Here is a 19,951-nt window from a genome sequence, read left to right on the forward strand (position 1 = left end):
GACCGTCGCCACCGCCGCCGCGCGGGTGCGTCATGTCCAGAGCTTCCTCTTCGCGCACACGCCCTCTGTCGTCGTCTACGACTGTCGCTGAACGGTCCCCCGCTCACCCCGACACATCCCGACATGAGGAGACCTGATCAGCGATGGCCATTGAGGTACGCATCCCCACCATCCTGCGCAACTACACCGACGGCGCCAAGGCCGTCGACGCCGAGGGCGCCACGCTCGACGAGCTGATCGCGAACCTGGAGTCCCGGCACCCCGGCATCAAGGACCGCCTGGTCGACCAGGGCGCCCTGCGCCGGTTCGTGAACGTCTACCTGAACGACGAGGACGTGCGTTTCCTCGGCGGTCTCGGCACGCCCGTGTCCGACGGTGACACGGTGACCGTCCTGCCCGCCGTCGCCGGCGGCGCGAGCTAGATTCCTTTAGCGCCGGCCCTGCCCGGGGCCGCGCCCGAGGCGGAAGCCGTACACGATGCGCTTTGAATCTTTGATCGACTCCGTCGGCCGCACGCCGCTCGTCGGGCTGCCCCGGCTCTCGCCCTCCGATGAGGTGCGCGTGTGGGCCAAGCTCGAGGATCGCAACCCCACCGGCTCCATCAAGGACCGTCCCGCGCTGTGGATGATCGAGCAGGCGGAGAAGGACGGCCTGCTCACCCCCGGCTGCACGATCCTGGAGCCGACCAGCGGCAACACCGGCATCTCGCTGGCGATGTCGGCGAAGCTGAAGGGGTACCGGCTGATCTGCGTCATGCCGGAGAACACCTCGGACGAGCGGCGTCAGCTGCTGCGGATGTGGGGCGCGGAGATCATCTCCTCGCCCGCGGCCGGCGGCTCGAACGAGGCCGTCCGGGTGGCCAAGGGGCTCGCGGCCGAACATCCCGACTGGGTGATGCTGTACCAGTACGGGAACCCGGCCAACTGGCGCTCCCACTACGAGTCGACGGGGCCGGAGATCCTCGCCGACCTGCCCACGGTGACGCACTTCGTCGCCGGGCTGGGGACGACCGGGACGTTGATGGGGGTGGGGCGGTTCCTGCGGGAGCGGGTGCCGGGGGTGCAGATCGTCGCGGCCGAGCCCCGTTATGGGGAGCTGGTGTATGGGCTGCGGAATGTGGACGAGGGGTTCATTCCTGAGCTTTATGACGAGTCTGTGCTGACCACGCGGTTCTCGGTTGGATCGGGGGACGCCTTGCGGCGTACCCGGGAGTTGCTGGCGGGGGAAGGGATCTTCGCCGGGGTGTCCACCGGGGCGGCTTTGCACGCGGCGCTGGGGGTCGCCGCGAAGGCGGTCAAGGCGGGGGAGCGGGCGGACGTGGTGTTCGTGGTGGCGGACGGCGGGTGGAAGTACCTGTCCACGGGCGCGTACGAGGGGACCCTCGACGAGGCCGAGGAGCGCCTCGACGGGCAGTTGTGGGCCTGATCTCTTCTATTCAGCCCACGCTTTTTTAAGGGTTACGGCGGGGCCACGTGGGCGCCTCCCGCCGACGCGGGTCGCCGCCGATCGTCGGGCGCTTCTCACGTCGCACGTGGTCCCCGCCGCCACAAGCCACCCTTGACCGGAACCGTGCTTCCCACCTTGCCGACCGCCCCCATGGCGCCGGGCTCCGCCGTGCGGCGTCTCGCCGTTGCGGCGCTGACAAGCGTGGAGGTGGCGCGCTGTGGCGCGGGTGCCGCGTTGCGGCCGCCTCGTGGGGCACGGGCGTGGGTGACGCTTTGTGCCGTGGGTCCTGTCGCTTGGCCGCCGTGCGCGTTGCGCCGGGCTCCTGCGTACGCCGTCTCGCCGTACCGGCGCTGACAAGCGAGGGGGTGGTGTCGCGTATGTGGGTGGGTGTGGGGAAGGGGCGGCACCCCATGGGGTGCCGCCCCTTCTTGGCGTTCTCTTAGTTGAACAGGAGGCGGAGGGAGAAGGTGGCCTCGGTGGTGGTCTGCTTGCCGCTCAGGCCCACTGCTCGCAGGACCTGCAGGTTGGCCTTGTCGTCCCCCTGCATCGACTCCAGGTAGAGCTTTTCTACCTTGTCCAGGTCCACGAAGATCGCGTAGCTGGTTGAGGAGGCGTCCGGGATGGCGGTTTTGAAGGTTTCGCTGTCGCCCAGGGCGCCTTCCTCGGCGAGTTTCTTGGCGTACTCATCCGTGGTGGCCAGGGTGAAGGTGCCGTCGCCGGGGACCTTGGCGATCTTGGGGGCCGGCTGGCCCTGGGAAGTGATCGCCTTTTCGACCTTGTCGACGATGGCCTGTGCCTTGGCGGGGTCCGTGACGATGCGGACGCCGGCCTTGAACTGCTGGGAGTCGAGGCCCTCGCCGTCCACCGCGAAGGTCAGGTTCTTGCCCAGGATGGTGGCCAGGTCGTCGGGCAGGGCCAGGCCGTACTGGGTCTTGGCCTGCTCCACGAACTGCTTCATCTGGGCACCGCCGGGTGTGGCGGACATGGACTGTTCGATCTCGGCCCACTTCTTGGTGATGAGCTGGTCGAGGCCCGAGATGGAGAACGCGCCCGCGGTGCTGGCGGGCAGCGTGGCGAGGTTGGCCGACTCGGGGTCGCTGCTCACCAGGCCGTCGGCGCCTCTGACGATGCCGGCGAGTTCGGCGTAGGCGGCGTCGAAGCGGACGGCGCCGGCGAAGCGGGCGTTCTTGACCTGCTCGAACGCCTTCGTCTCCTCCGGGGACATGTCAGGCTTGGCCAGCTGGCCGATCTTGCCTACGTGGCCCCAGAACGACAGGACGCCCTGCTCGCCCACGGCGTCGAGGTCGCCGCTGAAGTCGCTGTTGTCGGCGAGGCTGGTCGAGCCGGTGGCGTACTTGTCGGCGTCGGCCTGCTTCTCGGTGAGGATGGCGTAGTCCTCGCGGAAGGCGACGCCGTACTTCTCCTCGCCCATGAGCTTGGCGATGCCCGCCTTGGCCTGCTCCTCGTCCTTGACCTGGACGGCCACGGCGAAGCCGGGGTCCTTCTTGCCGGCGGCGGGCGGCAGGACGCCGACGCCGATCCGGCTGCCGAGCCAGGGGTCGATGTCCTTGGCGAAGTCCAGCTTGGACAGCCGCTCGTCGTCCTTCTTGGCCGCGTCGAACAGCGCCTGGCGCGGGTCCTCGCCCTTGAAGGAGTCCTTGGTGACGGTGAACTTCCTGGCGAGCTGGAACAACGCCACCTTCTGGTTGGCGGCGGGGTCGAGGTCCAGGCGCATGTAGGCGAAGGACTCGGCGGGCAGCACCTCGTGCGGCTGTGTGCCACCGCCGCCCAGGGCGCTCAGCGCGTAGACGGTGCCGCCGCCGAACAGGATGACGGCCAGCGCCGCGATGCCGGCGATGATCCAGCCCTTGCGGTTGCCGCCGCCCTGCTTGACCGGCGGCTCCGAGGGGCCGAAACCTTCGGGGCCCTCCTGCTGCCAGCCGCCCTGCTGGGGCTGGCCGCCGTACTGCTGTTGCTGCTGGTTGTAGGGCTGCTGGCCGCCATAGGGCTGCTGGCCGTACTGCTGCTGCTGGTCATATGAGGGCTGGCCATACGAAGGCTGGTCATATGAGGGCTGGCCGTAGGCAGGCTGACCGTAGTTGGGCTGGCCTTGGGACGGCTGCTGCTGCCCGTAAGCGGCCTGCTGACCGTAGGGCTGCTGCTGGCCGTACTGGGGCTGCTGCTGGTAAGGCTGCTGCGGCGGGTACGGCTGCTGCTCCTCGTTCCAGCGGTATGCCGTCGTCCGATCCGGATCCTGGCCACTCGGGGGATTATTCGCAGACATCACTCAACTCACAAGGTGGATTTTTGACCACATGGAAGTTATCGGATGTCTCTAGCGGATCGCTTGCAATGGACTAAATCGTGTTACACCCGTGAAAGCTCCTTCTTCTGGGCCTTGAGGATCACCTCACCGTCCCCGTAGTCCTCGACGGTCTCCCACGGCACGAACGTGCACCCCGTATAGACGACCTTGGCCACCGCCTCGGACACCCACCCGAACCGGCCCTCGCGATCGCGGGTCAGCCCGAAGAAGACCGGTCCGCGGATGGCCGAGACCACCAATCCGTAGACCGTGTGGCTCTCCTGGAGGCCGCCCTTGTTCCTGACCACGCGTACGTCCACGACGTGTCCGACCCAGATGCCCTGGGAATCCCAGACCGACTGCCCCATGAGCTCGGTGAGTGCCATGCGCGCGACCCTCGCACCAGAATCACGTTTACGCAGGTAGGCGCGCTGATAGGCGGGATGCCCTAGAGTATGGGTTTACTAGAATTTAGTTCCGGACTTGAGGTGGCAACGGGATGACCAAGTTCGACGAGGCGACCCAGGCGATCAGGGTCGACGACCAGACCTACGACGTCTGCCTCGACCCCGGCTACGCGATCGGGGGACCGCTCAACGGCGGCTACCTGATGGCGGTGATCCTGCGGGCCGCGGTGGACGCCTCGCCGTTCGAGCATCCGGTGAGCACCTCGGCGCAGTTCCTCAAGGCTCCGGTGCCGGGGCCGGCGCGGGTGCTGGTGGAGCCGCTCAAGGCCGGCCGTACCGTGGGATTCGCCCGCGCGCGGCTGATCCAGAACGACATGCCGCAGATCGAGGCCCTGATCACCACGGCCACGCTGGCGGGCGCCGCCCCCGGCTTCAGCGAGAAGCCGCCCGCGCTGCCCCCGATCGAGGACTGCCGGAAGCTGCCCGATCCCAAGCCCGAGTCCGGCATGACGCTCAACGCCCAGCTCGACCTGCGCTTCGACCCGCCCACGATCGGCTGGCTGTCCGGCCGGCCGAGCGGCCGCCCCGAGTCGCGCGCCTACTTCCGGATGGCCGAAGAGCAGGACCCCGACCCGTACGTGCTGGCGCTGGCCGTGGACGTGCTGCCGCCCGTGGTGTTCTCGGCAGGGCACCGCGGCTGGGCGCCGACCGTGGACCTGACCTGGCACCTTCGCGCCGTCCCCGCCCCCGGCTGGCTGACGGTGACGGGCAGCGGCCGCCTCATCTCCGACGGCTGGTTCGACGAGGAGGTCGAGGTCTGGGACTCGGCCGGCCGCCTGGTGGCTCAGTCGAGGCAGCTGGCCAGGGTGGGACGCGGGTGACAATGTGAGCATTCTTACGCGGTGAAGTCGTGGCAGGTCGCCTACCCTCGAATGCGTGCCAGACGCGAGCATCGGGATCTTCGACAGCGGGGTGGGCGGCCTGACGGTCGCCAGGGCGATCATCGACCAGCTGCCTCATGAGTCCGTCACCTACGTCGCCGACACGGCCAACCAGCCGTATGGTCCCAAACGCATCGCGGAGCTGCGCAAGTACGCCTTGGAGGTGATGGACCACCTCGTCGAGACCGGCGTCAAGATGCTCGTGATCGCCTGCAACAGCGCCAGTGCCGCCGTGCTGCGCGACGCTCGCGAGCGCTACGACGTCCCGGTCGTCGAGGTGATCCAGCCGGCCACCCGCCGGGCCGTGCGGGCCACCCGCAACGGCCGGGTCGGCGTGATCGCCACCCGAGCGACCATCGAGTCGATGGCCTACAACGACGCCTTCACCGCCGCACCCGACATGCGCCTGACCGGAGTGGCCGCCCCACGCCTGGTCGAGTACGTCGAACGCGGCGAGACGATGAGCGAGGAGCTCATCGAGGTGCTCCGCGGCTACCTGGCGCCCGTCCAGGACGACGGATGCGACACGCTGATCCTGGGCTGCACCCATTATCCGCTCCTGACCGGCGCGATCTCCTACGTCGCCGGCGACGGCGTCACGCTGGTCTCCAGCGCCGACGAGACGGCCAAGGACGTCTACCGGATCCTGCACGACCGCGGCCTGGCGGCCGGGAACGGCGCCACCCCCCGGCACCGATTCCTCGCCACCGGCGACTCGACCCTGTTCGCCCAGCTCGGGCGGCGCTTCCTGGGGCCGGAGATCGACGCGGTCGACCTCGCACCCGTGGGGGGTAGTACCTCTTATGGGAGGCCCACATGAAGGTGACCATCGTCGGCTGCTCGGGCAGTTTCCCGGGCCCGGACAGCCCCGCTTCCTGCTACCTGCTGGAGGCCGAGGGGTTCAGGTTGCTGCTCGACTTCGGCAGTGGAGCGCTGGGAGCGCTCCAACGCCACATCGACCTCTATGACGTCGATGCCATCTGCCTCACCCATCTGCACGCCGACCACTGTCTCGACCTGTGCGGATATCACGTGGCACGCACCTACGGGCCGGACGCGCCGTACCCGAGAGTGCCCGTCTACGCGCCGAAGGACGCTTCGCGGAGGCTGGCCGCCGCCTACGGCATGCCCGAGGAGCCGGGCCTGGAGACCGCCTTCGACTTCGTCGCGCTGGCGCCGGGCACCTTCGAGATCGGGCCGTTCACGGTGACGGCCGGGCGCGTCAACCATCCTGTCGAGACGTACGGCTTCCGCGCCGCCCACGGCGGGCGCAGCGTCGCCTACTCCGGCGACACGGGCGAGTCCGAGGAACTGGTACGGCTGGCCGACGGCGCCGACCTGCTCCTGTGCGAAGCCTCCTTCCTGGATGGCCCCGACCTGCCGCGAGGCCTGCACCTGACCGGCCGCCAGGCCGCCGAACACGCGGCCAAGGCGGGTGTGGGCCGGCTCGTGCTGACCCACCTGGTGCCGTGGCACGACCGCCTGCGGGTGCTCGACGAGGCCTCGACCGGCGCGTTCGCCGGCCCGATCGAGCTGGCCCGCAGCGGGGCGGTCTACGAGCTGGCCTGAACCTTCACGAAGTCCCGCATGCGCGGCAGCCGGGAGAACAGCAGGGGCGCGAACGACACCAGCCGCCCCGCCATGAACACCCACAGCGCCTCGCGCACGCCGATCTCATGGGCCACGATGCCGCCGAGCAGCGCGCCGACCGGCATCGTGCCCCAGACGATGAACCTGACCGTGGCGTTGACGCGGCCGAGCATGTTCTCCGGCATGACCGTCTGCCGGTAGGTGATCACGCCGATGTTGTAGAGGATGCCGCCGAAGGACAGGGCGATCGAGGTCAGCGCGAAGAAGGAGACGCGCCAGTCGGCCTCGGTCATGGGAAGCAGCAGGCCGAAGGGCGAGCTGAGGGCGAGGGCCAGCCAGGTGACCCTGGCCTGGCCGTACCTTCTGAACAGCCAGGCGCCGAGCACGCCGCCGAGCAGACCGCCCATCGCGCCCGACATGAGCAGCACGCCGATGAATCCGGGCGGCAGGTGCACCACCGTGGCCAGGAATAACACCGACAGGCTGAGCACGGCGCTCACGCAGATGTTGGTCGCGGCGGTCGCGGCGAGAAACGCGCGTAACACCTGGTCACCCCATACGGCCCGCATCCCGGCGGCGATGTCCGGCAGGAGCCGGGAACGTTCCGATCGCACGGGTGTCGCATCCGGTTTCTTGATCGTGCCCAGGAAGACGGCCGAGGCGAGCGCGGCCAGAGCGGTGGCCAGCATGGTGCGCGGAGCGCCCAGCAACTGCACCAGCGCGCCCCCCAGGCTCGGACCGGCCAGCGCGCCCCCGTTGCGCACGACCTCCAGCTTGGCGTTGCCGTCGGTGAGCTCTTCCTTGCCGACCAGCGACGGCAGGTACGTCGGGTCGGCGACGTCATTGAAGACCTGGGCCAGACCGGCGAGCAGGGCGACCGTGTAGAGGACCGGCATGCTCAGCACGCCCAGCGCGGCGGCCAGCGGAATGCTGCTCAGCAGCAGGAAGCGGCCCGCGTCGGCGAGCATCATCACCCTGCGCTTGCGCAGGCGGTCCACCCACACCCCCGCGGGCAGCCCGATGATCAGAAACGCGGCGGACTGCAGCGCTGCGAGCGCGCCCACCTCAAGCGGCGACGCGTGCAACGACAGCACGGCGACCAGGGGGAGAGCCACCCGTGCGATGTTGGCTCCGAACTCGTTGGCCAGATGTGAGCCCATGAATCGGAGGAAGTCCGGGTTACGTAACACCCCCGTTGTCATTGGGTAAGGATCTATGTCTAGGCCGGGGGCGGTCAAGGGCATACGCCCGCGGAGATAGGGTGATCTGCATGTCTCGACAGGATGGCCGCACTCCCGACCAGCTCCGCCCGATCACCATCACCCGTGATTGGCTCACCCACGCGGAGGGCTCCGTGCTGGTGGAGTTCGGCGGCACCAGGGTCCTGTGCGCCGCCTCCGTCCAGGACAGCGTGCCGCGCTGGCGGCGCGGCAGCGGGCAGGGCTGGGTCACCGCCGAGTACGCCATGCTGCCCCGCGCGACCAACACCCGCAACGATCGCGAGTCGGTCCGCGGCAAGATCGGCGGGCGCACCCATGAGATCTCCCGCCTGATCGGCCGCTCGCTGCGCGCCTGCGTCGACTACAAGGCCCTGGGCGAGAACTCGGTGCTGATCGACTGCGACGTGCTGCAGGCCGACGGCGGCACCCGCACGGCCGCGATCACCGGCGCGTACGTCGCGCTGGCCGACGCGGTCGCGTGGATGCGCAAGCGCAAGATGTGTCCGGGAGACCCGCTGGTCGGCTCGGTCGCCGCGGTCTCCGTGGGCGTCGTGGGCACGGTGCCGATGCTCGACCTCTGCTACACCGAGGACGTCGCCGCCGAAACCGACATGAACGTCGTCATGACCGGCGAGGGCAGCTTCGTCGAGGTGCAGGGCACCGCCGAGGGCGTGCCCTTCGACCGTGACGCCCTCAACCAGCTCCTCGACCTGGCCGTCACCGGCTGCGAGGAGCTGACGCTCCACCAGCAGGAGGCACTGCGCGCGTGAAGATCATCCTTGCCACCCGCAACAAGGGTAAGATCGCTGAGCTGCGGCGCATCCTCGCCGGCTTCGACATCGTCGGGCTTGAGGAGTTCCCCGAGATCGAGGACGTCGTGGAGACCGGCGTCACCTTCGAGGAGAACGCCCTGCTCAAGGCAGTCGCGGTCGCCCAGGGCTCGGGGCTGCCCGCGGTCGCCGACGACTCCGGGCTCTGCGTCGACGTGCTCAACGGCATGCCCGGCGTCTTCTCGGCCCGCTGGGCGGGCCGTCACGGCGACGACGAGGCCAACATCGACCTGCTGCTCGCCCAGGTGGGCGACGTGCCCGACCCGCTGCTGACCGCGCACTTCGCCTGCTCGGCCGCGCTCGCGCTGCCCACTGGGGAGACGCGGGCGGTCGAGGGCACGCTGCCCGGCCGGCTGATCCGCGAGCGCCGCGGGTCCCACGGCTTCGGCTACGACCCGATCTTCTTGCCGGACGGCGGCAGCCGTACCGCGGCCGAGCTCTCGCCCGAGGAGAAGGACGCCATCAGCCACCGGGGCCGCGCGTTCCGCGCCCTCGACCCGATCGTCCGCGAACTCCTCGTAACCAGGGCGTAAGATCCTCCACCCCTCCGCCGGCGTAGCGTCGGGGTGTGCGTAGACATGTGGTTCCCGCGTGGGCGGGAGCGCTGGCCGGGTTCGTGGCCGGGGCCGTGGCGCTGGGCGTGGCCCAGCTGGTCGCGGCCGTCGTGCGGCCCGAGGCCTTTCCCGTGGTGGCCGTGGGTGACGCGGTCGTGGACCTGTCGCCCGCTCCGGTCAAGGACTGGGCGATCGCGACGTTCGGCGAGAACGACAAGACCGTCCTGGTCGCGGGGGTGCTGGTGCTGCTCGCGGCGGCCGCCGCCGGTCTCGGCGTGCTGGCGGCCCGGCGGATCGGGTACGGCCAGGCGGGGCTGGCCGCGTTCGCCGTCATCGGGGTGTGGGCGGTGCTGACCCGTCCCGATGCCGGTCCGGCCGACGTGCTGCCGACCGTCGCCGGGCTCGGGGTGGGGATCTGGGCGCTCGGCCTTCTGGTACGGCGGGCCTACACGACGGCCGATGGTCCGGCCGGGGATGGACCGGCGGGGGATGGACCGGCAGGTGGCGGGCCGTCTGAGTGGCCTACTGTTCATGGGCCGGAGATGGCTTTCGACCGGCGGCGGCTGCTGGTCGGGGCGGCCGGTGGCGCGGTGGTCGCGGGCGCCTCCACCATCCTGGGCCGGGCTTGGTCCGGGTCCGAGGCGATCGATGCCGCCCGCGGCGGCCTCGTCCTGCCGAAGGCGGCCACGCCCGCAGCGCCGCTCCCGCAGGGCGTGGACTTCCGGCTCAACGGCCTCACCCCCTTCGTCACGAAAAATCGGGACTTCTATAGGGTCGACACCGCGCTGATCCTGCCCAGGATCGACCCCACGGAGTGGCGGCTGCGCATCCACGGCATGGTCGACCGCCCCATCGAGCTGACCTACGCCGACCTGCTCAAACGCCCCCTCACCGAGGCCGATGTCACGCTCACCTGCGTCTCCAACGAGGTCGGCGGCGACCTGGCCGGCAACGCCCGCTGGCTCGGCGTGCCGCTGGCCGCGATCCTGCGCGAGGCGGGCGTCCAGAGCGCCGCCGACATGCTGCTGTCCACCTCCGACGACGGCTGGACCTGCGGAACTCCCGTGGACGTGGTCATGGACGGCAGAAACGCGCTGCTGGCCGTCGGCATGAACGGCGAGCCGCTCCCGCTCACGCACGGCTTCCCGGTCCGGCAGGTCGTGCCCGGACTGTACGGGTACGTCTCGGCCACCAAATGGGTGGTCGACATCAAGGTCACCCGCTTCGACCGGGACGAGGCGTACTGGACGCCGCGCGGCTGGTCGGCCAAGGGGCCCATCAAGACGCAGTCACGCATCGACCTGCCGAGGGACCGGGCCAAGGTGGCGGCGGGCCGTACGACCATCGCGGGGGTGGCGTGGGCGCAGCACACCGGCGTGGACGCCGTCGAGGTGCGGGTGGACGGCGGCGCGTGGCAGCAGGCCCGGCTGGCGCAGGCGCCGACCGCCGACACCTGGCGGCAGTGGGCGCTCGACTGGCAGGCCACGCCGGGTGAGCACACGATCCAGGTGCGGGCCACCGACGCGGCGGGCCGTACGCAGACCGAGCAGAAGGCGCCGGTGGCGCCGGACGGCGCGAGCGGGTGGCACACGATCTCCGTGCGGGTGGGCTGAGTGAGTGAGGGCGGGCCGTTGACGGCTCGGCGTTAAACGTTTAACAATGGGGTGTGCCGCCCAAACCGACCGTCCGTGACGTCGCGCGCCTGGCCGGGGTCTCGGTGGCGACCGTCTCCTACGTGCTCAACAAACGCGACGACGGCCGCGCCAGGCCGGAGACCCGCGAGCGCGTGCTCGCCGCCGCGGCCGAACTCGGCTACTCGCCCAGCTTCGCCGCCCGCGGGCTGCGGCGGGGGCGGACCGAGCAGGTGTACGTCGTGCCGCGGCGGCCGGGCTCGCCCTTCGCCGCCGCCCTGGCCCGCGACCTGTCGGCGGTGGCGGAACGCCACGGGTACGCGACCGCGATGTTCGTCCAGGGCGACTGGGAGGGCTACCTGCGCCGGCACGTCGCCGACGGGGCCGCGATCGACCTGTGGCACCGGCGTGGCTTCGACCAGGCCAGGCTTGAGCCGCTCGTCGGGATGGGCCTGGCGCTGCTGGTGTTCGGCAACGGGATCGAACCCGACGGCTTCGACGTGGTCCGCAGCAACGAGCTGCAGGCCTGTGAGGAGGCCGTGCGCTACCTGGCCGGTGCCGGGCACCGGCGCATCGCCTGCCTGCGCCGCTGGCCGGGCGAAGGGCAGGACGACTATCGGGCGGTGCGCTTCGAGGCCTATCGGAATGTGCTGGGGGAACTGCCCGAGGAGTGGCTCATGCCGTACACGGACAATTCCTGGGAACGCGGGCACGACGCCGCGCTCGCGCTCCTCGACCGGCCCGACCGGCCCACCGCGATCTTCGCGCTGAGCGACTCCGCCGGGGTCGCCGCCTGCTGGGCGGCGCGCAGCCTCGGCCTGCGCGTGCCCGACGACGTGGCGATCGTCGCCGTCGGTGGCGTGCACGAACCGGACACCCGGGTGACGTTCGTCGAGCCTGACCGCATGGACTTCACCCCCGCCGCCGACCTGCTCTTCGACCGCCTGAGCGACCCCGGCCCCGGCCGGGTCCTGTTCCAGAACTGGAGTCTCGTCCACCGTGGCACAGCCTGACATCCTGGTGATCTTCACCGACCAGTGGCGGGGCGACTGCCTGTCGATCGACGGCCACCCCGTCGTCGAGACGCCCTTCATCGACCGCTGGGCCTCCGGCGCCCGCCGCTTCACCAGGGCCTACTCCGCCAACCCCACCTGCGTCCCGGCCCGCGCCTCCCTCATGACCGGTCAGCGCGCCACCACCCACGGCCGCGTCGGGTACGCCGACGGCGTGCCCTGGGACTACGAGACCACCATGGCGGGCGCCTTCACCGAGCACGGCTACCGCACCCACGCCATCGGCAAGATGCACGTCTACCCCGAGCGCCGCACCCTCGGCTTCGAAAGCGTCGAACTCCACGACGGCTACCTGCACCACGCCCGCCGGCACGCCGCCGACCTGGCCGACATCGACGACTACGTGCCCTGGCTGCGCGCGGCCACCGGCCGGGCCGACGCGGACTACGCCGAGCACGGCGTCGACTGCAACAGCACCGTGGCCAGGCCCTGGGACAAGCCCGAGTGGCAGCACCCGACGAACTGGGTCACCCAGCGGACCGTGGACTTCCTGCGGACCCGGGATCGTTCGCGGCCGTTCTTCCTCTTCGCCGGCTTCCACCGGCCGCATCCGCCTTATGACCCGCCCGCCTGGGCCTTCGAGCAGTACCTGGGGCGCGAGATGCCGCCGGTCCCGGTGGGGGAGTGGGCCAGGGACATGTGGGGCGACAGCGGGAATCCGTATGACCCGGCCTCGCCGTACCTGGAGCTGCCGCTCGCGCGGCACCAGCGGGCCAGAGCCGGCTACTACGGGCACATGTCGCACATCGACCAGCAGGTGAACCGCATCCTCGAAGTGCTCGCCGAGGAAGGGGCCGACAACACGATCGTGCTGTTCACCTCCGACCACGGGGAGATGATGGGCGACCACCACCTCTACCGCAAGTCGCTGCCCTACGAGGGGTCGGCGCGTATCCCGTTCATCCTGGGCGGGCCCGGCATCGCGCCCGGAGTGGACACGCGGGTGGTGGAGCTGCGCGACGTCATGCCGACCCTGCTGACCGCCGCCGGGCTGCCCGTCCCCGCCGGGGTGGAGGGGCGCGACGCGGTGTCCGGGCCGCCGCGCCCGGTCCTGCACGGGGAGCATGTGATCTCCGCGCGGGCCGGGAGCGCGCACTGGCTGACCGACGGGCGGTGGAAGTACCTCTGGCGCAGCGGTGACGGGCGCGAGCAGCTGTTCGACCTGGCCGAGGACCCGGACGAGCTGCGCGAGCTGCCGGTCGGCGGGCCGTGGCGGGGCATGCTGGTGGAACGCCTGCGCGGCCGTCCCGAGGGCTTCGTCCGGGACGGTGAACTGGTCGCCGGGCGCCCGGTCGGCGCGGTGCTGCCGGCGAGCTGGGTTCGAGAGAATCGGGCAACTCCCTGACTCAGAGCGACCGGACCTCTACGATCGGGCGTCGTGTTCCGCGACCGAAAGTCCGGCAACCGGTGGAGCCTTCCAGGCGGGCACTACAACCCGCTGGTCGCCGACGGCGTGCGCTGGCGCGACTACGAGCTGGCCGCCGACTCGGCCCTGCCCGGCGGCGTTGACGACTTCACCGGGGAGGACTGGTTCGACCTGCCCGACCGGCCGCCCCGGCTGGCCGAGTGCCGGCCGTACGGGGTGGCGGGCGGGCTGGCGCATCCCGACCCGCAGGTCGAGCAGGACCTGATCCGGGCGGTCCCGTCCGGCAGCCGGTTCCCCGACCCGCGCGGCACCTGGATCCGGCTGATCAACGGCGAGGGGCCGGCCGACGACCCGTTCCGCGCCGGCAACGCGGTGGACTGCGCGCTGGCGGTGCTGTCCACCTGGCACGGCGAGCCCGCGGCGGCCGCGCCCCGGCTTCCCGAGTACGACAGGGTCGGCCGTCCTTTGCTCACCGGAGAGGACGGCGGCATCGCCAGGATGGAGCGCTGGGTCGGCCAGCGGTTCGAGTGCGCGGGACAGGGACGGCACGCCTACCCGGTGATCGCGCGGCGGCTGGTGGAGGCCGGGCACGGGGCGGCGGCGGTGCTGGTGGTGCGCTGGCCGGGCGGCGGCGCCCACGCGTGGAACGCCGTCAACATGTCGGGAGAGGTGATCTGGGTGGACGCGCAGCGCGGGCACATGGCGGTCGAGCCGCCGTACACGACGGTGACGGGCGTGTTCTGCGTGGTCGTCGACCGGCAGGGGCTGCCGCGGTGAACCTCGACCAGGCCCGCGCGGTCGCGGAGGAGTACTTCAACGGCGTCCGCCCGGCCGACGAGGCGGTCTCGGTCGGGCTCCACGCCTTCCGCGAGGGGTACGTGGCCTGGGTCAGGGAGCTCGAACCCGCCGACCCCGTCCAGCTGCCCGAGAGCGTCGGCGGCGGCTGCATCGTCATCGACGGGGCCAGCGGAGAGGTGGCGATCCGGCCGCTGCTCGACCCGGAAACGGTCGCCGAGCAGTGGCCGGGCCGTACCCCCCGATGAGTTAGCCGGCGGCGAGCGAACCGACGATCGAGGCGCGGGCGGCGCGGCGCGCGGGCAGGACCGCGGCGAGCACGCCCGCCACCCCCGACAGCGCCACGAACAGCAGCACCTGCCCGATCGGCAGCTGGTAGACCGCGCCGTCGATCATGGCCTTGACCGCGGCCCAGCCGAAGACGGCGCCGAGCACCACCCCGACCAGCGCCCCGATGAGCCCGAGCACCAGCGCCTCGACCGAAAGCATCCGGCGCAGCTGCGGCCGGGTCAGGCCGAGCGCCCGCAGCAGGGCCGACTCGCGGGTGCGCTCGTGCACCGACAGCGAGAGCGTGTTGGCGATGCCGAGCAGCGAGATGAGGATGGCCAGCCCCAGCAGCGCCGTGATGATCATCAACACCATGTCGAGCGCGTCGTCGAACTGCCCGCGCACGTCGGTGGAGCTCTGCACCTGGACCGTCGGGTACGCGGCGGTGGCCGCATCGACGAGCCTGCGGGCCTGCTCGGGCGCGACGCCGTCCTTGATGTTGACCATCACGCGGGAGTCGAGCGCGCCGGTGAACTGCTTGTCGAAGGACGTCTCCGGCAGCGTGACGCTCGGCAGCGGCGTCTCCTCGCCGTCGAGGAGGGCCACCACCTTGAGCCGCTCACCCTTCACCGTGATCGTACCGCCGGTCTTTACCCCGAGGTCCGTGGCCAGATAGTCGGTCAGGGCCACCTGGCCCGGCCCGAAGCCGTCCAGGGTGCCGCTCTTGACGACCGGCTTGAGCGGGCCCGACCAGGTCCCGACGTCGAACTTCTTGCCGCCGACCTTGGCCGTGCCCTCACGGATCGAGACCACCGCGCTCAGCTCGGGCAGGGCGCGCAGCTTCTCGGCGACCTCCCGGGGGACGGTGGGCTCGCGCGACTGCGTCATGATCATGTAGTCGACGGGGAACTGGTTGTCGAGCTTGGCGTCCATCGTCACCCGCGTGGACGCGGTGATCACCGAGATGAGCGTCATCAGGGTCACCCCGATCGTCAGCGCGACCGTGGTGGTGGCGGCGCGCTTGGGGTTGCGGCCCGAGTTGTCCACGGCGAGCCTACCCGGCACCCCGAACAACTTGCCCGGCACCCAGCCGACCAGCGCGCTGAGCGGCTTGACCAGGACCGGTCCCAGGATCAGCACCGCCAGGAAGGTCAGCGCGCCGCCGCCCATGACGACGAACAGCGAGACCATCTCGCCGGGCCTCATCATCACCCCGGCCGCGGTCGTACCCGCTCCCGCCAGCAGGAACAGCCCGGCGAAGACCATGCGCAGCACACCGGCGCGGAACGTCTGCTCCTCCACCTGCGAGCCCAGCGCCGCGATCGGGGCCACCTTGGTCGCCCCTCGGGCCGGCAGCAGCGCCGCGCCCACCGTGACCACGATGCCGACCGCCAGGCCGATCGCGATCGTCTTCGGCGCCAGCGACACGCCCGCGCCGGTCGGCAGCGGCGCGTCGAAGGCGGCCAGCAGCGTCATCGCCAGCGCCCCCAGTCCGTAGCCGGCCAGCAGGCCGAGCGCCGAGGAGACCACGCCGACGATCGCCGACTCGAACAGCACCGAGCCGAACACCTGCTGCCGGGTGGCGCCGATGCAGCGCAGCAGTGCCATCTCGCGGGTGCGCTGGGCGATGAGGATGTTGAAGGTGTTGTAGATGACCAGCGCCGCCACCAGCATGGCGATCAGGCCGAACAGCAGCAGGCCGACGGTGATCATGTCGGTCGACACGCCCGCCGCCTTCGCCATCTGGTCGGCCAGTTCCTGACCGGTCATGACCACGGCGCCGCCGGCCACCGCGGCGACCGCCTTCTTCAGCGCCGCGGGGTCGGCGCCGGCCACGTCGATCTCCGTGAAGCCCTTCGCGCCGGTCAGCCGCTCCGCCGTGGCCGTGGTGAACCCGACCGCGCCGGTGAAGCCGAGCTCCTGGTCCAGGCCGGGGTCCAGAATGCCGACGACCTTGAAGTCGTGGCGGGCCTGGCGATGGTCGAGCACGGTGACGGTGTCGCCGGGCTTGATGCCCTGCGCCTTGGCGGTGTTCTTGTCCACGACGGCCGCGTGGTCGTCGTTGCCGGGGCCGGTGCCGCTGACGATCGTGGCGCGGGCCAGTTCGCCGGTCGGGATCGAGACGGCGGTGGTCGGCAGGTCGCCGATGGCCTTGCCGTCCTTGCCGAGCAGCGGGGCGGGGCCGCGGATGAGGCCCTGCGCGTCCCGGACACCGGGGGCCTCCCTGATCTTGCCCAGCAGCGCGGTGGGCAGCGGCTTCTCCGGGTCCTTGGACTGCACCGCGACCGCGACCTTGTCGGCCTCCGCGGTGACCTTCTGCGAGAAGCCCGCGTCGACGGTGTCGGTGAGGACGAACGTGCCCGCGATGAAGCCCACGCCGAGCGTGATCGCCAGCGAGGTCAGGAGCAGTCTCAGCTTGTGCGCGCGCAGGCCGGCGAGAGCCGTCTTGATCACCCCGCTCACCCTTCCAGCTTCATGAGGGTGTCCAGCACCGTCTGCGGGGACGGCTGCGCCAGCTCCGAGATCAGGGCGCCGTCGCGCAGGAACACCACGCGGTCGGCATAGGAGGCGGCCACCGGGTCGTGGGTGACCATGACGATCGTCTGGCCCAGCTCGCGCACACTCGTCCGCAGGAACGACAGCACCTCGGCGCCGCTGCGCGAGTCGAGGTTGCCCGTCGGCTCGTCGGCGAAGATCACCTGAGGCTTGCTGATGAGGGCGCGGGCCACCGCCACGCGCTGCTGCTGGCCGCCGGACAGCTCGCTCGGCTTGTGCGACAGCCGGTCCTTCAGCCCGACGGTCGCGATCACGCGGTCGAACAGCTGCTGGTCCGCCAGCCGGCCGGCGATCTCCAGCGGCAGCCGGATGTTCTGCTCGGCGGTCAGCGTCGGGAGCAGGTTGAACGCCTGGAAGATGAAGCCGATGCGCTCGCGGCGCAGCAACGTCAGCTGCTTGTCACTGAGGCCGGTCAGCTCCACGTCGCCGATGTGCACGGTGCCGCTGGTCGCGCTGTCCAGGCCGGCCAGGCAGTGCATCAGCGTGGACTTGCCCGAGCCGGACGGGCCCATGATCGCGGTGAACGCGCCGGTCGCGAACGACACGTCGACGCCGCTCAGGGCGTGCACCTGGGCGTCGCCCTGGCCGTACACCTTGGTCAGGGCTCTGGCCACCACCGCCGGCGGGGCCTGGCGCCGTGTCTCCGTGAGGGTCACGTTCACTCCTGGGTCGTGGTTCTTCGAACTCGACCCACGCTATGGGCGGAAATTTCGAGATCCATGACCCTTGAGGAGGGACTTCGTGTGCCCCCTGAGATGACCGCGGTCAGCCTTTCGGCCGATGGGAGGGCACGATCAGGCCGGCCTCGTAGGCGTACACCACCACCTGCGCGCGGTCGCGCAGCCCCAGTTTCGCCAGGATGCGGCCGAGATGCGTCTTCACCGTGGCCTCGGCCACGTCCAGGCGGGCGGCGATCTCCAGGTTCGACAGGCCGCGCCCCACCATCAGCAGCACCTCGTGCTCACGCGGCGTCAGCTCCTTCACCGCCGCCGCCTCGCCCGACGGCAGATGCGCGGCGAACCTGTCCAGGACGCGCCGCAACGTGCTCGGTGCCATCGCCGCGTCGCCCGCGTGCACCTGCCGGATCGCCGTCACCAGGTCCGCCGGAGGCACGTCCTTCAGCAGGAACCCCGCCGCGCCCGCCTTCAGCGCCGCGAACGCGTACTCGTCCAGGTCGAACGTGGTCAGCATCAGCACCTTGGGGCCGTTGATCCTCGCCGTCGCCTCGACGCCGTCCATGGTCGGCATGCGTACGTCCATGAGCACCACGTCCACCTCGGTGTGCTCCAAGACCTCCAGCGCCTGCGCGCCGTTCGCCGCCTCTGCCACGACCTCGATGTCGGGCTGGGCCGACAGCACCATCTTGAAGCCCGTGCGCAGCAACTGCTGGTCGTCCACCAGCATCACCCTGATCATGCTTCAGGCCGCCCTCTGCGTCTGGATCGGGAGCCGGGCGAGGACCTCGAAGCCGCCACCGGGCTTGGGAGCGGCCGTGACGGCGCCGCCGTACATGGTGACGCGTTCGCGCATGCCGACCAGGCCGTGGCCGCCCGCGCTCGCCGGCGCCGCCGCGCCCCTGCCGTCGTCGGTGACCTTGACCACGAGTTCGGCTCTGCCGTACCTCAGCTCGACCAGCGCCCTGGCGGCCGGGCCGCCGTGCTTGAGCGCGTTCGTGAGCGCCTCCTGGATGATCCGGTAGACGGCGAGTTGCTGCCCCTCGGGCAGCTCGCCGGGCGCGCCGGAAACCTGCAGCTCAGCCGGTACGCCCGCGCCCCTGACCAGTTCCTCAAGCTGGTCGAGACCCGGCTGGGGCAGGTAGTCGGTGCCGGGCGTGTCGTCCTGCCGCAGCACCCCCACCAGCCTGCGCATCTCCGCGAGCGCCTCACGCCCGGTCTTGGAGATGTTCTGTACGGCCAGCCGCGCCTGCTCAGGATCGGCGTCGATCGCGAACCCGGCGCCGTCCGCCTGAACCACCATGACGCTCACGTTGTGCGCCACGACGTCGTGCAGTTCCCGCGCGATCCGCGTACGCTCGGCCGCCGCCGCGATCCTGGCCTGCTGGTCACGCTCCCGTTCGGCCCGCTCGGCCCGTTCCTCCAGGCTGACGAGGTAGCGCCGCCGGGTGTTGGCGTAGATGCCGGTGAGCCAGATCGTCGCCACGAAGATCGTCCCGGTGGTGAACATCCCCAGCGACGGACTGTCCCAGTGCACCAGCGCCAGGAAGATCCCCAGCTCGGCCACCAGCCCGGCCAGAGCCGCCCACAGGAAACGCGCCCGGTAGGCGACCGAGAACAACGCCACCAGCACCGCGATGTTGGCCGGGATCGGATCGAGCTTCAGCAGCCACTGCACGAAGCTGATCGACGCGATCACCGCGAACGCCGGAACCGGCCGCGAGCTGCGCCAGAGCAGCGGCAGCAGCAGAATCGCCGACAGCCCCACATAGCCGCCCATCGAGATGTAGGCGCCCGGGTCCTCAGGTCTGAGATTGCTGTACGGCACCGCCGTCAACAGGCACAGGCCAATGAGAGGCGACACCCACAGGGCGTCGACCAGCTTGTCGTGGTGCTGCGACCACGCGCGGAACCTGCCGAACACATCCTCACGATACGTACCACCCGCAGCACCTCTGTCCGCCTGGAGGTGGAACACGCCGTACGACCCAGGTCTGACATGAACGGCTCTTAACACCCGCCTTACCGGCCTTCCGGCAAGATTCTTCTCGGGAGCGCCTTTCAGAGGCGGGTAAAGGGAGATCGTGATGGTCGATCATGATCACGACGTCGGGCCGGGTGGCGAAGAGGAAGCGCCACCCGGCCCGATCTTTTGTCCGTGGTGGGTGTGCGGGCGGGGGGACTCGAACCCCCACAGTGTCTCCACCAACAGGACCTAAACCTGCCGCGTATGCCGATTTCGCCACGCCCGCGTCCCTGCCGCAGCAGCGGAACTCCCGTATTCTAACTGCCCCGA

19 protein-coding genes and 1 tRNA gene are annotated in these 19,951 nt (G+C 70.6%); 12 read left to right on the top strand and 8 right to left on the bottom strand.

The window, feature by feature from the left end; translation table 11 throughout:
- The first annotated feature begins 143 nt into the window (after positions 1 to 143).
- Positions 144 to 422, top strand: coding sequence for a MoaD/ThiS family protein (locus ACIBI5_RS35880; RefSeq protein WP_157249969.1), 279 nt, complete (start codon positions 144 to 146; stop codon positions 420 to 422).
- Positions 423 to 477: 55 nt separating this feature from the next.
- Positions 478 to 1,425 (top strand): PLP-dependent cysteine synthase family protein, encoded by a 948-nt coding sequence (locus tag ACIBI5_RS35885; RefSeq protein WP_397253327.1) that lies wholly within the window; start codon positions 478 to 480, stop codon positions 1,423 to 1,425.
- Positions 1,426 to 1,885: 460 nt separating this feature from the next.
- Here the strand turns inward: ACIBI5_RS35885 and ACIBI5_RS35890 are convergent, their stop codons facing one another.
- Together ACIBI5_RS35890 and ACIBI5_RS35895 are read right to left on the bottom strand one after the other, a co-directional pair.
- Positions 1,886 to 3,730, bottom strand: coding sequence for a DUF3352 domain-containing protein (locus ACIBI5_RS35890; RefSeq protein ID WP_397253329.1), 1,845 nt, complete (start codon positions 3,728 to 3,730; stop codon positions 1,886 to 1,888).
- A gap of 83 nt (positions 3,731 to 3,813) precedes the next feature.
- Entirely contained in the window at positions 3,814 to 4,137 is a 324-nt protein-coding gene (locus ACIBI5_RS35895; RefSeq protein WP_397095041.1) for a hypothetical protein, read from the bottom strand.
- A gap of 113 nt (positions 4,138 to 4,250) precedes the next feature.
- Here ACIBI5_RS35895 and ACIBI5_RS35900 point away from each other — a divergent pair, with 113 nt between their 5' ends.
- Genes ACIBI5_RS35900 through ACIBI5_RS35910 form a run of 3 tightly spaced genes read left to right on the top strand, consistent with a single transcriptional unit; the run spans position 4,251 to position 6,668 of the window.
- The gene (locus ACIBI5_RS35900) at positions 4,251 to 5,039 is read left to right on the top strand and encodes a thioesterase family protein (protein ID WP_397253331.1); all 789 of its coding nucleotides are present in this window, start codon (positions 4,251 to 4,253) and stop codon (positions 5,037 to 5,039) included.
- A gap of 55 nt (positions 5,040 to 5,094) precedes the next feature.
- On the top strand, positions 5,095 to 5,919 hold the full coding sequence (murI, locus tag ACIBI5_RS35905; RefSeq protein ID WP_397253333.1) for a glutamate racemase: 825 nt from the start codon (positions 5,095 to 5,097) through the stop codon (positions 5,917 to 5,919).
- On the top strand, positions 5,916 to 6,668 hold the full coding sequence (locus ACIBI5_RS35910) for an MBL fold metallo-hydrolase (protein WP_397253335.1): 753 nt from the start codon (positions 5,916 to 5,918) through the stop codon (positions 6,666 to 6,668). Before murI ends, ACIBI5_RS35910 begins: the two co-directional genes overlap by 4 nt.
- On the opposite strand, the gene ACIBI5_RS35915 is transcribed toward ACIBI5_RS35910, so the two are convergent.
- Entirely contained in the window at positions 6,653 to 7,849 is a 1,197-nt protein-coding gene (locus ACIBI5_RS35915; protein ID WP_397253337.1) for an MFS transporter, read from the bottom strand. The genes ACIBI5_RS35910 and ACIBI5_RS35915 overlap by 16 nt on opposite strands.
- Before the next feature lie 110 nt (positions 7,850 to 7,959).
- Between ACIBI5_RS35915 and rph the strand changes: the two genes are divergently transcribed.
- The 7 genes from rph to ACIBI5_RS35950 are packed head-to-tail and all read left to right on the top strand — an operon-like array spanning position 7,960 to position 14,406.
- Entirely contained in the window at positions 7,960 to 8,679 is a 720-nt protein-coding gene (gene rph / locus ACIBI5_RS35920; protein ID WP_379609173.1) for a ribonuclease PH, read from the top strand.
- Positions 8,676 to 9,272: an RdgB/HAM1 family non-canonical purine NTP pyrophosphatase gene (rdgB, locus tag ACIBI5_RS35925; RefSeq protein WP_397253339.1), complete on the top strand. Its 597-nt coding sequence runs from the start codon at positions 8,676 to 8,678 to the stop codon at positions 9,270 to 9,272. Before rph ends, rdgB begins: the two co-directional genes overlap by 4 nt.
- 35 nt (positions 9,273 to 9,307) lie before the next feature.
- Complete coding sequence (locus ACIBI5_RS35930) at positions 9,308 to 10,906, top strand: molybdopterin-dependent oxidoreductase (RefSeq protein WP_397253341.1); 1,599 nt, start codon at positions 9,308 to 9,310, stop codon at positions 10,904 to 10,906.
- Between the two features lie 53 nt (positions 10,907 to 10,959).
- Complete coding sequence (locus ACIBI5_RS35935) at positions 10,960 to 11,937, top strand: LacI family DNA-binding transcriptional regulator (RefSeq protein WP_397253343.1); 978 nt, start codon at positions 10,960 to 10,962, stop codon at positions 11,935 to 11,937.
- Complete coding sequence (locus tag ACIBI5_RS35940; protein ID WP_397253345.1) at positions 11,924 to 13,342, top strand: arylsulfatase; 1,419 nt, start codon at positions 11,924 to 11,926, stop codon at positions 13,340 to 13,342. The genes ACIBI5_RS35935 and ACIBI5_RS35940 overlap by 14 nt, the downstream gene beginning before the upstream one ends.
- A 33-nt stretch (positions 13,343 to 13,375) precedes the next feature.
- Positions 13,376 to 14,140, top strand: coding sequence for a toxin glutamine deamidase domain-containing protein (locus tag ACIBI5_RS35945; RefSeq protein ID WP_397253347.1), 765 nt, complete (start codon positions 13,376 to 13,378; stop codon positions 14,138 to 14,140).
- Positions 14,137 to 14,406 carry a hypothetical protein gene (locus tag ACIBI5_RS35950; protein WP_397253349.1) on the top strand — a complete coding sequence of 90 codons (270 nt, stop codon included), beginning with the start codon at positions 14,137 to 14,139 and terminating at the stop codon, positions 14,404 to 14,406. The genes ACIBI5_RS35945 and ACIBI5_RS35950 overlap by 4 nt, the downstream gene beginning before the upstream one ends.
- A gap of 1 nt (position 14,407) precedes the next feature.
- Here ACIBI5_RS35950 and ACIBI5_RS35955 read toward each other — a convergent pair whose 3' ends face one another.
- The 5 genes from ACIBI5_RS35955 to ACIBI5_RS35975 form a co-directional block, all read right to left on the bottom strand.
- Complete coding sequence (locus ACIBI5_RS35955) at positions 14,408 to 16,879, bottom strand: ABC transporter permease (protein WP_397253351.1); 2,472 nt, start codon at positions 16,877 to 16,879, stop codon at positions 14,408 to 14,410.
- A gap of 5 nt (positions 16,880 to 16,884) precedes the next feature.
- On the bottom strand, positions 16,885 to 17,637 hold the full coding sequence (locus ACIBI5_RS35960) for an ABC transporter ATP-binding protein (RefSeq protein WP_379609182.1): 753 nt from the start codon (positions 17,635 to 17,637) through the stop codon (positions 16,885 to 16,887).
- Positions 17,638 to 17,746: 109 nt separating this feature from the next.
- Positions 17,747 to 18,397 carry a response regulator gene (locus tag ACIBI5_RS35965; protein WP_397253354.1) on the bottom strand — a complete coding sequence of 217 codons (651 nt, stop codon included), beginning with the start codon at positions 18,395 to 18,397 and terminating at the stop codon, positions 17,747 to 17,749.
- Between the two features lie 3 nt (positions 18,398 to 18,400).
- Positions 18,401 to 19,579 carry a sensor histidine kinase gene (locus ACIBI5_RS35970; RefSeq protein ID WP_397253356.1) on the bottom strand — a complete coding sequence of 393 codons (1,179 nt, stop codon included), beginning with the start codon at positions 19,577 to 19,579 and terminating at the stop codon, positions 18,401 to 18,403.
- A 244-nt stretch (positions 19,580 to 19,823) separates the two neighbouring features.
- Positions 19,824 to 19,907 (bottom strand) — tRNA-Leu (locus ACIBI5_RS35975).
- Positions 19,908 to 19,951 lie beyond the last annotated feature (44 nt).

The organism is Nonomuraea sp. NPDC050540 (assembly GCF_044457485.1).
Taxonomy (GTDB): domain Bacteria; phylum Actinomycetota; class Actinomycetes; order Streptosporangiales; family Streptosporangiaceae; genus Nonomuraea.

Bases quoted from the DNA above. Each gene is read 5' to 3' on its own strand.
- ACIBI5_RS35880 (WP_157249969.1), top strand. From the start codon at position 144: ATGGCCATTGAGGTACGCATCCCCACCATCCTGCGCAACTACACCGAC.
- ACIBI5_RS35885 (WP_397253327.1), top strand. From the start codon at position 478: ATGCGCTTTGAATCTTTGATCGACTCCGTCGGCCGCACGCCGCTCGTC.
- ACIBI5_RS35890 (WP_397253329.1), bottom strand. From the start codon at position 3,730: ATGTCTGCGAATAATCCCCCGAGTGGCCAGGATCCGGATCGGACGACG.
- ACIBI5_RS35895 (WP_397095041.1), bottom strand. From the start codon at position 4,137: ATGGCACTCACCGAGCTCATGGGGCAGTCGGTCTGGGATTCCCAGGGC.
- ACIBI5_RS35900 (WP_397253331.1), top strand. From the start codon at position 4,251: ATGACCAAGTTCGACGAGGCGACCCAGGCGATCAGGGTCGACGACCAG.
- ACIBI5_RS35910 (WP_397253335.1), top strand. From the start codon at position 5,916: ATGAAGGTGACCATCGTCGGCTGCTCGGGCAGTTTCCCGGGCCCGGAC.
- ACIBI5_RS35915 (WP_397253337.1), bottom strand. From the start codon at position 7,849: ATGGGCTCACATCTGGCCAACGAGTTCGGAGCCAACATCGCACGGGTG.
- rph (WP_379609173.1), top strand. From the start codon at position 7,960: ATGTCTCGACAGGATGGCCGCACTCCCGACCAGCTCCGCCCGATCACC.
- ACIBI5_RS35965 (WP_397253354.1), bottom strand. From the start codon at position 18,397: ATGATCAGGGTGATGCTGGTGGACGACCAGCAGTTGCTGCGCACGGGC.